8 protein-coding genes are annotated in these 11,510 nt (G+C 60.7%); 3 read left to right on the forward strand and 5 right to left on the reverse strand.

The genetic code is table 11. The features are described from left to right. Positions 1-64 precede the first annotated feature (64 nt). The 3 genes from AC1DKD_RS03395 (at position 65) to AC1DKD_RS03405 (ending at position 5,347) form a co-directional block, all read left to right on the forward strand. On the forward strand, positions 65-694 hold the full coding sequence (locus tag AC1DKD_RS03395; RefSeq protein ID WP_441634313.1) for an MOSC domain-containing protein: 630 nt from the start codon (positions 65-67) through the stop codon (positions 692-694). 195 nt (positions 695-889) lie between these two features. Beyond that, a complete protein-coding gene (locus AC1DKD_RS03400; protein ID WP_477142933.1) occupies positions 890-2,125 on the forward strand; it encodes an efflux RND transporter periplasmic adaptor subunit in 1,236 nt (411 codons plus the stop codon). Between the two features lie 18 nt (positions 2,126-2,143). Beyond that, entirely contained in the window at positions 2,144-5,347 is a 3,204-nt protein-coding gene (locus tag AC1DKD_RS03405) for an efflux RND transporter permease subunit (protein ID WP_477142934.1), read from the forward strand. A gap of 178 nt (positions 5,348-5,525) precedes the next feature. On the opposite strand, the gene AC1DKD_RS03410 is transcribed toward AC1DKD_RS03405, so the two are convergent. The 5 genes from AC1DKD_RS03410 to AC1DKD_RS03430 all read right to left on the reverse strand — a co-directional run bounded on the left by AC1DKD_RS03410 (position 5,526) and on the right by AC1DKD_RS03430 (position 11,429). Further along, a complete protein-coding gene (locus AC1DKD_RS03410; RefSeq protein WP_441634319.1) occupies positions 5,526-7,604 on the reverse strand; it encodes a peptidase domain-containing ABC transporter in 2,079 nt (692 codons plus the stop codon). Next, positions 7,601-9,118 (reverse strand): S41 family peptidase, encoded by a 1,518-nt coding sequence (locus tag AC1DKD_RS03415; protein WP_441634321.1) that lies wholly within the window; start codon positions 9,116-9,118, stop codon positions 7,601-7,603. The genes AC1DKD_RS03410 and AC1DKD_RS03415 overlap by 4 nt, the downstream gene beginning before the upstream one ends. Then, the gene (locus AC1DKD_RS03420) at positions 9,118-10,062 is read right to left on the reverse strand and encodes a cupin domain-containing protein (protein WP_441634323.1); all 945 of its coding nucleotides are present in this window, start codon (positions 10,060-10,062) and stop codon (positions 9,118-9,120) included. Before AC1DKD_RS03420 ends, AC1DKD_RS03415 begins: the two co-directional genes overlap by 1 nt. Then, entirely contained in the window at positions 10,059-11,081 is a 1,023-nt protein-coding gene (locus AC1DKD_RS03425) for a radical SAM protein (RefSeq protein WP_477142935.1), read from the reverse strand. Before AC1DKD_RS03425 ends, AC1DKD_RS03420 begins: the two co-directional genes overlap by 4 nt. A 108-nt stretch (positions 11,082-11,189) precedes the next feature. Next, on the reverse strand, positions 11,190-11,429 hold the full coding sequence (locus AC1DKD_RS03430) for a hypothetical protein (RefSeq protein ID WP_441634327.1): 240 nt from the start codon (positions 11,427-11,429) through the stop codon (positions 11,190-11,192). Between the last annotated feature and the right edge of the window lie 81 nt (positions 11,430-11,510).

An 11,510-nucleotide genomic window follows, 5' to 3' on the forward strand; every position in this document is an offset into this window, starting at 1 on the left:
CCTGGCGCCGCCCTCCCCAGACTCGCCGCGCTAAGATGGGAGAAAAACGACCAGGGGAGACGTCATGAGCACACCCAACGGCATGCGCCTGCTCGCCATCAATGTCGGCAGGGCCCTGCCGCTCTTCGTGGCGGCGGCGGGTACCGAGGCGGTCGTGATGTCGGGCATCCGCAAGCACCCGCTCAGTACCCTGCTCCATCCGCTCGCGGTCGCGGTGCGCCCGCTCGGGCTGGCGGGTGACGAACAGGCCGACCTGAGCGTGCATGGCGGGCTGGATAAAGCGGTCTATGCCTACCCCGCCGAGCACTTCGCCTGGTGGAACGAGCGGCGCCGGGAAGCTCACCTCCCCGACGCCGCCAGGCCGCTCGCCTACGGTGCCATGGGCGAGAACCTGACCCTGGAAGGCGTGCTGGAGACCGATTTGTGGGTGGGGGACCACCTGCGGATCGGCGATGTGCTGCTCGAAGTGGAGTCCCCGCGCCGGCCCTGCTACAAATTGAATGCGGTGATGGGCTACCGGCACGCGGTCCAGCACATGGTGCAAAGCGGCTATTCGGGCATCTATCTCAGCGTGGTGACGCCGGGCCAGCTCCGGGCGGGCGAAGCGGTACGCATCGAGCCGGGACCGCGCGAAGTATCGATTGCCAGCATCAATGCCAGGCAACGCAATGGCCGCCAGAGCCAGCTTTTCTGATAATGTTTGACTCTCGATACAAGCAGGCATCCATCCCTGTAATACTTTGTAATGGCATGGATGGCAGGGGCACTAGCGGTCGAAGCCCCTGATCCTGTACTAGTAGCAGTTTTGTCGCGGCGCGGCACCGGACCCCAGAAGCCGGGCCGCCGGGGAGCGGGCGCATTCGTGCGCGCACTGTAAGAGAGTCCACACATGAAAACGAACGGGATCGACCAGGCCAAGGGCTTTGTCGACGGCAAGTGGAGTCCGGCCATGGGTACCGGGAAAGGACGTGTTTCACCATGGATGACCGGCGCGGTCCTGATCGCGCTGACCATAGGTGGATGGTTCGGCTGGCGCGCCTGGATGGCGCCCAAGCCGGCGGCCAAGGCGCCCCCCGTGGTGGTGGTCAGCACCGCCCTGGTGCAGCAGGGCGACGTGCCGCTGCGGGTCACGGCCAACGGCACGGTGAGCGCGCTCGCCACGGTGGAAATCCGCCCGCAGGTGTCGAGCACGGTGCGCACTGTCCATATCAAGGAAGGCCAGACCGTCAAGCCTGGCGACCTGCTCTTCACGCTGGATACCCGCATGGACGAGGCCAACCTCGCCAAGGCGCAGGCCCAGCTGATGCGTGACCAGGCCGACTTGTCCGATGCGCGCCGCACGCTGGCGCGCAGCAAGGAACTGCTGGAGCGCAACTTCATCTCCAAGAGCGCGGTGGATACCGCACAGGCCAAGGTCGACGGCTTCGAGGCCACCATCCGCGCCGACCAGGCCGCCATCGAGGCCAGTCGCGTGGCGGTCAGCTACGGCGCCATCCGCGCCACCATCGGCGGGCGCACCGGCGTGATCAACATGTTCCCCGGCTCGCTGGTGATGCCCAACAGCGCTCTGCCGATGGTCACCATCGCCCAGGTACAGCCTATTGCCGTCACCTTTACCTTGCCCGAGCGCCAGCTCGCCGCGCTGCGCGAGGCGCTGCACGCCGGCCCCGTCGCTGTCACCGCCCTGCCCAACGACGGCAGCAAGGTCCCGGTGACCGGCAAGATCAGCTTTGTCGACAACACGGTGGACCCGCAGTACGGCAGCATCCGCATCAAGGCGCAGTTCGATAATGAATTGCAGCGCTTGTGGCCGGGCACCTACGCCAACGTGGAGGYGGTGGTGCAGACGCTGAAGGATGCGCTCTCCGTGCCGCCGCAGGCGGTGGTGACCGGACCCGAGGGGCGCTTCGTCTACGCCGTGCAGCCAGACAGCCGCGTCAAGCCGATGCCGGTCAAGGTGCAGGTCTCGACCGCCAGCGCCGCCGTGATCGAAGGCGTGGCGCCAGGCACGCGCGTGGTGGTCGAAGGCGCGCAGAACCTGCGTGCCGGCAGCCTGGTGCGGGAAGCCACGCCAGCCGCCAAGGCAGGTGCCGCCAGCGCGGCGGCCGCCGACGCCAGGCATTGAGCCCGGGGCGCTGACATCATGACCCTGTCCGAGCTCTGTATCCGCCGTCCGGTGATGACGATCCTGCTATGCCTGGCAGTGATCGTCACCGGTATCGCGCTCTATCCCACCATCCCGATCGCGGCGCTGCCGTCATTCAATTCGCCGGTGATCCAGGTCACCGCCACGCTGCCAGGGGCCAGCCCCGAGACCATGGCGGCCTCGGTGGCGACCCAGTTGGAAAAGCAGTTCGCCACCATCCCCGGCGTGTCGGTGATCAGTTCGTCCAACACGCTCGGCAACTCCAGCATCACCATCGAGTTCAACAACGACCGCGACATCGATGCCGCGGCCGTGGACGTGCAGGCGGCGCTGTTCCGCGCGCAGCGCGCGCTGCCCATCGAGATGACGGTGCCGCCGTCGTACCGCAAGGTCAACCCTGCCGATGCGCCGGTGCTGCTGCTGGCGATCAACTCGCCGGCCATGAGCCTGGCCGAGCTGAATGCCTTCGGCGACAACCTGATCTCGCCCAGCCTGGCTACCCTGCCGGGTGTGGCGCAGGTGCAGGTGTTTGGCCAGAAGCGCTTTGCGGTGCGCGTGCGTGCCCACCCGGATGCCCTCGCCGCGCGCGGCCTCACGCTGGACGAACTGGCCACGGCGCTGAACCGCGCCAACGCCAACACGCCAGTCGGCACGCTGGACGGCGCGCGCCAGACGCTGACCATCCAGGCCAACCGCCAGCTCGCCAGCGCCGATGCCTTCCGCAACATCATCGTGGCCAGCCAGCCCAGCGGGGCGCTGGTGCGGCTGTCCGACGTGGCGGACGTGGAAGACAGCGTCGAAACCATCAAGACCGGCAGCTGGCTCAACAACGAACGCTCGATCGTGCTGGCCGTGCTGCGCCAGCCCGACGCCAATACGGTGGCGGTGGTGGACGCCATCAAGAACGCGCTGCCGCGCCTGATCCAGCAGATGCCGGACTCGGTCAACGTGAGCGTGGTCAACGACCGCTCGCAATCGATCCGCGAGTCCATCCACGATGTGCAGTTCACGCTGGCCCTCACCGTGGGGCTGGTGGTGATGGTGATCTTCCTGTTCCTGCGGCGCGCCGCCGCCACGCTGATCCCCACCGTGTCGCTGCCGATCTCGCTGATCGGCACGGTGGCGCTGATGAAGGCCTTCGGCTACAGCCTGGACAACGTCTCGCTGTTGGCCATCACGCTCGCCGTGGGCCTGGTGGTGGACGATGCCATCGTGATGCTGGAAAACATCGTGCGGCACATCGAGGAAGGCGTGCCTCCGCTCAAGGCCGCGCTGGTCGGCTCGCGCGAGATGGGCTTCACCATCCTGTCGATCTCGATCTCGCTGGTCGCGGTGTTCATCCCCATCTTCTTCATGCCGGGCGTGATCGGCTTGTTGTTCCATGAATTCGCCGCCGTGGTGTCGCTGTCGATCCTGGTCTCGGCGCTGGTGTCGCTGACGCTGATCCCGATGCTGTGCGCGCGCTTCCTGTCGGCCGAGAACGTGCCGATCGACGAGTCCCAGCACGCCTATGGCGACCATGCCGGCGCGGCCCATGCGCCAGCCATCAAGCAGAAGCAGACCATCGGCCTGCGCTCCACCCAGTGGTTCGAAAACCTGTTCGAATTCACGCTGCACCGCTACGCGCGCGGGCTCGACTGGTGCCTGGCGCACCGCAAGTCGGTGCTGGCGGTGGCCGGCCTGACCTTCGTGCTGACGGCCGTGCTGTTCGCGACCATTCCGAAGGGCTTTTTCCCGGAAGAAGACATCGGCCAGATCCAGGTCAACGCCGAAGGCCCGCAGGACATCTCCTTCGAYGCCATGKCCGACCGCCTGCGCGATGCCGCGGAGCGCATGCGCAAGAACCCCGCGGTGCGCAGCATCGTGGTGTCGATCGGCGGCGGGCCCTCCCCCGCCATCAACACCGGCCGCATGTTCGTCGAGCTCAAGCCGCTCGGCGAGCGGCCCAAGATGGCAAAGGTAGTGGAGTCGCTGCGCAAGGATGTCTCCGGGATCGCCGGGCTGGCGGTTTACTTCTCGCCGGTGCAGAACCTGCGCCTGGGCGGGCGCCAGAGCAAGAGCCGCTACCAGTACACGCTGCAGAGCGTGAAGGCCGGCCAGCTGCAGGAGTACTCCGACAAGCTGATGGGCAAGATGCGCGCCGACCCGCTGTTCCGCGACGTCACCAGCGATTCGCAGCAGTCGGGCCTGGAAGCGCAGCTCTCCATCGACCGCGACAAGGCCAACGCGCTGGGCGTGCAGATCCAGGACGTGCGCCMGGCGCTGTAYTCCGCSTTTGGCGAGCGSCAGGTKTCCACCATCTACACGCCGATCGACAAYTACTACGTGATCCTGCAGGCGGCCGATATCGACCGTGCCGACGAGACCGCCTTCTCCAAGATCTACGTGCGCAGCAAGACCGGGCAGATGGTGCCGATCTCGGCCTTCGCCACCACCGAGCGCCGGGTCGGGCCGATCGCCGTGAACCACCAGGGCCAGTTGCCCTCCGTGACGGTGTCGTTCAACCTTGCGCCGGGCGCGGCGCTGGGCAATGCCTCGTCCAGGATCGATGCCTACAAGCAGGAGATCGCCATGCCCACCGCGATCTTCACGAGCTGGGGCGGCGACGCTGCGGTGTTCCAGTCCTCGCAGGCGACCCAGGTGCTGCTGCTGGTGGCGGCCATCGCGGTGATCTACACGTTGCTGGGCGTGCTGTATGAAAGCTACATCCATCCGCTGACCATCCTGGCAGGCCTGCCGTCGGCGGCGGTGGGCGCGCTGCTCACGCTGTTCATCTTCAACGTGGAGTTGTCGCTGATCGCCACCATCGGCGTGCTGATGCTGATCGGCATCGTCAAGAAGAACGCCATCATGATGATCGACTTCGCGCTGGCGGCGCAGCGCGAACAGGGCATGGCCCCGGCGCGCGCGATCCGGCAGGCCTGCCTGCTGCGCTTCCGCCCGATCATGATGACCACCCTGGCGGCCATCATGGGCGCCCTGCCGCTGGCTCTGGGCCTGGGCGCCGGCGCCGAACTGCGCCAGCCGCTGGGTTTGGCGGTGGTGGGCGGCCTGCTGTTCTCGCAGGTGATCACGCTGTTCATCACGCCGGTGATCTACCTCGCGCTGGATCGCTTCTCGGGCACCGGCCCGCTGCAGATCGATGCGGAGGGTAATCGGTTGCCGGCCCTGGTGGGCGGGGAAGTGGCGCCGCAGCGCTGAGCCTTCCTTTCTCCTTGGCCCCGCCGTCGCGGGGCCAAGGGATTTCGTGCGCATCCGCCGCCCAGCGGCGGTGCGGTATGCAAGATCGACCACGAACCCGAGAGAGAGAGTAAAGCTCGGCGTCCGCCGCGAAGCTTTGCTTCACCAAGACAGTGACCTTCGGCTGTGTTAAGGGCCACTAGTCAGTGGCGATGGCGGTCGATTCCAGCCGCGTGATATCAATAACTCGCTCGGCCATGGCAATCGTTTCTGGGCGATGTGCAATGGTGATGCGCGTTACCGGCAAGTTGCAAATCGCGTCATTGACTTGCCGTTCTCGCGCCACGTCCAAATGACTAGTGGCCTCGTCCAGGACAAGGACGCGTGGCTGGCGATACAGCGCGCGTGCCAAAAGGAGTCGCTGCCGCTGGCCGCCAGATAGGGTATTGCCCATGTCGCCGTTGAGCGTATGGTATCCCATTGGCATCGCAAGAATTTCATCATGTATGGCCGCAGATTCAGCTGCAGCTTGGACGCGATCCATGTCGATCTCGTCGTCAAACCCCGCGATGTTTTCCTTCAAGCTCGCTGAGAACAGCTGATCGTCCTGCATCACCGCACCTACGTGGCGCCGCCAGTTTGCAAGCCCGACGTGAGAAAGTGGATGGCCTCCCACGCGCACGGTGCCCTCCGTCGGCTCCAGAAGGCCAAGAATGATTTTGGCCAGCGTCGTCTTCCCGCATCCAGTCGGGCCAATGATCACCACGTGCTCACCAGATCGAATGGTGAGAGTGATATTCCTTAGAACCCAATCGGCACCCTCGGCGTAGCGAAAGCTCACACTATCGAGATAAATATCGGGGACCAGCCAGCCATCAGTATCGAATCGCTCAGGCATTGCACCAGTCGTCTTCTCGGGTTCGGCCATTACGATGTCAGACAGTCGCTCCACGTGCAAGCGAAGCATTCTTACCGACATCATATTGTCGATAAATCTCTGCATCCTCGACGAGAACTCGTCCTTATAGGTTATAAAGGCCATCAACATTCCCACGGTTAGTCCGCCTTGAATGGTCATGTAAGCACCCGCGCCAAGCACAGTGACAGTTTCCATACCAAACAACAATCCGTAACTCGCTCCGAAGCTCAATGTCATCCTGTTTGCCTGCATTCGCTTATTGACTGCTCGAACAACGAGATTTGACCAGCGGGAGGCTCTTTGCTCTTCCAGACCAGCAATTTTTATGGCCTGCATGGCTCGCAAACTCTCCAGGAAATGGGTTTGCGCAACCGCCTCATGTGTCATTGCCTCATCGCTAACCCGGTGAAACGCGTCGTGGGCTAATAGACGGATCGCGGCATAGCCTGCAATCGTGGCTACGACGACGGCTGCCAACGTTGGACTATAGATCGCCATCACTATGGCAGTCACAGTACCGAACAGGCCATCCAGTAGTATGTCGACGAATTTTCCAGTCACGGTTTGCTGGATGCTTTGTGCGGACTGAAAGCGCGAGAGTACGTCTCCCGTGTGTCGAACCTCGAACCATTTCGTCGGTAATCGAAGCAAATGCCCAACCACACGCGACGCCCATTGAATGCCGAGTTGGTGCATAGCAATGATTCCGAGCCAGCCACGTGTCCATTCGAGCACGACCCGCATTAGCGTTACCATCACGAAGCCCGTGATGACTACCCATATCAGTTCAGTATCTCCAGAGACAACGGGGCCGTCGATAAGCCATTGAGTGAAAAGAGGTAGTACCAAAGCCAGTACTTGTAATGCTGCTGCCAGTATAAAGAGCTGCGACAGACTACGCCTAAGACCCAAGATAGGGCCCATCAGGTCTCGCCAGTTTATCGGCGGCTTCGGCTTAATTTGTTGAAAGGCCGTGGTGGGCCACATTTCCAATGCCACTCCGGTGAAGTGCTGACTAGCCTCTGCCTGGGCCATTGAGCGCTCTCCGCGCGCTGGGTCATGTACCGTGATCCTGTTGCCAGAGACCCTCATCAGGACCACGAAATGCGTGAGATCCCAGTGAAGTATGCATGGCAGAGAGAGCCTTGAAAGTCCGTCGAGTTCAAGGCGAACCGGTCTTGCGCCTAGCCCCAAAAGACCTCCCAATCGAATCAGATCGCGCAGATACGTGCCACGGATGGAAACAGAAAATCGAGCTCGAAGTTCGCTCATCGAGAACTCATGCTTGTGGTGAGCCGCTATGTAGCCCAGGCAGGCTAGCCCGCACTCTGCTGCAGTAGTTTGCAGATAGGTATTCACTTGGTTGAAATTTTTGTGATGGATGGCAACACGCGATCAATCACCCATGCCTGAACAGCCGCCGTATCGTTGAGATCGCCGTCGAAGGTGAACTTCGGCACATAAGGTTCATTGTCTGCGCGTTTACGGTTCTTCCAAACCTTGAGTGGAACCCACATCTTCGCCGTGCTTGGAAGCGATACGTGCGCTATGTCCGAATACCGCGTATCCGCGCTGGTCACGCTCCCAACGTGAACCGCTCCGGGAATGCTTAACACCATCTCCACAAAGTCCAGGCAAGCGCTCGCACAGTTCGGGCCTGTGACCAGCACAAGCTTGCCATCAAAGGGACTGCCATGCTCAGTCAGTTCATCGAGCGGTACATCCATTTGCTCGACGAACGCCTGGCCGAGTGATGCGGCTTCATTCATGCGGGACAGGAGAGTGTCCAGGAGTCTGTAAGTCAGGCTTGCCGGGCCTTCCGCCTGGCTGAACGCAGTCTTGTATGCCTCAAGCGCTTCGCGGGCGGTCGCAGAAACGCGCCAGTACGCCTTGGACTCTACTTGTTCAGATGAGGGTTTCCGCCCTACGGCATCCTTGAATAGCGCCGATAGGATTCGGTAGCCCACCAAAGTTTTTCCGCCGTTATTGCCTCGAATGTCAAGCACCACAGCATCGGCTTCTCCCAGAGCCCGGACCCTGTTCAACAGTCTTTCGAACGATGCAATGTCTTTGCTACTCGACAAGGTGAAATCCGTAGCATGAATCCAGTGGATGCCCTGCCGTGGTTGCTTGATACCTTGGCGTGGCATCGCTGGCCTGGTCATCGCTTGAAACTCCTCCGTGAAGAGCTGCGACTTCAGCAAGAACTGGCGAATTTTCCCTGAGGGGGATCGAACCTCGCAGTGTTTCAACCGCAAAGGTTCCCACAGCGTTTCGTAGTGCGGCTCACTGGTCAGATGCAGCGCAAGACGAGACAGCGAGCCCTCCAGGTCCACGCGTCTATCCACGAACGGAGCGACTTTTTCCACCAGCAAATCGTCAATGCGCTGGCCGTCGCAGGAAAGCAGTTCATCGCCTATTTGGGGCACGTCGACGGGCCAGTCCGAGGCCCGCGCCGCAACGCGGTACTTGCCATTGCGGCGCTGCACGATCCATCCCGCCCAGCGAGGGGACTCACCAACTTGGCCTTCCTTCCATACGACCAGATGTCCATCCCTATAGCCCGCGATGTAGAAGCGTAGCGCCGCCAACGCCTTGCCCTCGGAATTCGCACGGAGGGCGAGCGCCGTCGCTTCGTCGTACCCTTGCTTAAACCACTGTTGAAAGCCGTGATCCGTCGGGTCCAGAACGCCGGGATGTGCCTCCCGGATGATTTCGTGCGCGCGCGTGATGTCTTGAATGGCGCTCTTGCTCCAGTTGATGTCCGTGGACGAGTGTTCCTTCTCTTTGGCACCAAGATTCGTCGCCGTGTCCGCGTGACACGACAAGATCCAAAAAAAGGACGACAGCAGAATCACAAGCGGGCGGACCACTAACAAACTCCTTTCACTGTGGCGGATTCCCGCTCCTTCATAGATGCTGAGCTCACCAGAGACTCAAGAGAGAAGGGTTGATGGGGCGTGACTCTCGCCTTGTTCAGTTTCTCCATGAAAAGGGCAAGTTGCCTGGGATCATTCACCAGTCTCTCAATGACTTTGCCGGCCGCCGCAATCCCTTGAGTCACATCGCATCCAGGTTTTAAGGTTCTTCGCAGTTCTTCGTGTTCGCGAAGGGCATGTTGGCAAAGCCACGAAACAAAGTGCAACACGTTTGCCGTGTACATGCCGATCGCAACGTGGAACGTCTCGCCAATAGGTATGGCATCGTGCCACCAGCCTCGGGGAAGATAGAGCAGGTCGCCCGCCTCCAGGATTCCGTCGAAGACGGGTTCAGCTGGACAATCGGCCTTGTGTTCCTTGCTGGTTTGACCCGGGAGTGGCAATGGAAAAGTTGGCTTATATACCTTCCACCGTTTACGGCCTATGAGTTGGATGGCCATGACGTCGTGTGTATCCCAATGGGGCCCGAAACTGCCCCGTCCGGAAAAGGCCAGGTAACCATTCGCCAGCGTCTCGGCGTTCGAAAATTCGCCGACCTCCGCACACAGATGTCGGACTCGCTCAAGGCGGGCGTCAATACGATTGAGTACGATCGTCGCGCCGCTGGACAGCAAGCCTTGAACCACACTGGTGTTGAGCCGTTTCCCCGCAAGACCTCCGATCGAACAGTCTTCCACATAGCGTGACTCGGAGACCAGGCCATTGTGATGCACCCGGACATGGGGTGGCACGGGATCGATGTAATAGAGCGCTGCGTTGAGGTCAGACCAACTCAAGAGCGAAGGCGCAACCGCGGCTCGTACGACGTACATCTTGCGATCAGCAAAGTCGGAAATAAATTCCTCTTTGGCAATATTGAAATTGATGTGCTTTTTCATGAAATCAGTGCGACAGGAATGAACTTTTCATGGTTGTTGCGCTGGGGAAAACGTTCTGCGGGACAACGCAAGTCGCGAGAATCACCGGTTTCATAGCCTCGCATCCATTGGCCCATGAGTGGCCTGTCGAGCCGAATGCTGCCATCGTCGGTCAGATTTCCAACCGTGTTGTGCGCCTCGGACAGTGCGACCGTACACTTCTGTACACGGCCGTCCGCGCGAATCACGAACGAATTCGGCCGGCTCGCGTAACAGACCTCCCCGACCGTTGTCTTAGACGGCTCGGCGGAAGGCATGTCGCGGTACAACRGGCTTCGCATTTCACCCAGTAGCTTGGCCCGCTCCGCTTTGTTCAACGCCGCGATGCTCGCGCTGTTAGGGCCACCCAGATTTTCAATGGGCTTGAGCAGCACGGAGAACCGCGGGTCGTGGAGGAATTCTTCGCGCAACATTACCGCAAGCGCTTTCACGGATTGTGCGTTCTCTGGTGTCAGGTGCACCCGAAGCAGTACCGATACGCCCAGCTCGCTATCCCGGAGCCTCTTCAGGTTGGTCCAGATCCGATCAAATGTACCCGTGCCGGAGGTCAGCTTTCTGGTTCTGTCGTGTGCATCTCCCATGCCATCCAGGGAAATTTGATAACCCCTCTGCCCCAAGCCGAACAGCTTTTGAACCGTCTGCATGTCCAGCAGATAGCCATTGGTTGTCAAAGCACCGCCAAATCCCACACCGTGGTCCAGACACAGCTTTTGGGCGAACGCACTGAGTTCATAAACAATGTTCTTGGCAGCCAGCGGCTCACCGCCAAACCATTGAAAACTGAGGTATTTGAGGCCTTCCATACGATTGATCATGAATCGCTTCAAGGCTGCCTGCACCCTGGGACTCATCTTCCCGATGGAGAAATCCTCATAACAGTAGGTGCAACGAAAGTTGCACTGTTCCGTCGGCATAAGTGTGAGTTCAAGGCATCTAGGGTCGAGGGTCGACCAGAGCAACTGATTGTTGGTCTGAAACATAATGTCCTGCAACTTTAATCTGACTCATCCATTTATACAGCCGACGGCCAGAGCGTTAAAAAAGTCGGTCGGAGACCGACACTCGAAGTCTGCGGCTAGTGGCTCTGTTTAACCCTCTTCATCGCCGTCCTCTCCACATTTTTTGTTGGGTTGAGGAGGAGGTCGTTCTTGGCAATAGCCGGCATTGGATTTAGGTGGGCAATAGCCAATGTTTATTTGTCCGATGGTAAAGCCTCCGCTTACAAGATCGAGCTCCTCATCTATAATGAGTTCGGTCACTTCGTAGCGGCCGAACTCATCGAATTGCATGTTTTCAATCGCCATGGGTAACGTGGTCGACTTATTCATTGGTTTTCCTTCCATGACCGTCCGTTCTAGGGCGGGACGAGTTCGCCTGCGGAGCAGGACGCTCCGTTATGCGGATTAGAG

It is taken from the genome of Cupriavidus sp. 05T313, assembly GCF_056396665.1.

Excerpts from the sequence above, each read along its gene's own strand:
- AC1DKD_RS03395 (WP_441634313.1), top strand. The coding sequence starts at position 65 with ATGAGCACACCCAACGGCATGCGCCTGCTCGCCATCAATGTCGGCAGG.
- AC1DKD_RS03420 (WP_441634323.1), bottom strand. The coding sequence starts at position 10,062 with ATGAAAAAGCACATCAATTTCAATATTGCCAAAGAGGAATTTATTTCC.
- AC1DKD_RS03430 (WP_441634327.1), bottom strand. The coding sequence starts at position 11,429 with ATGAATAAGTCGACCACGTTACCCATGGCGATTGAAAACATGCAATTC.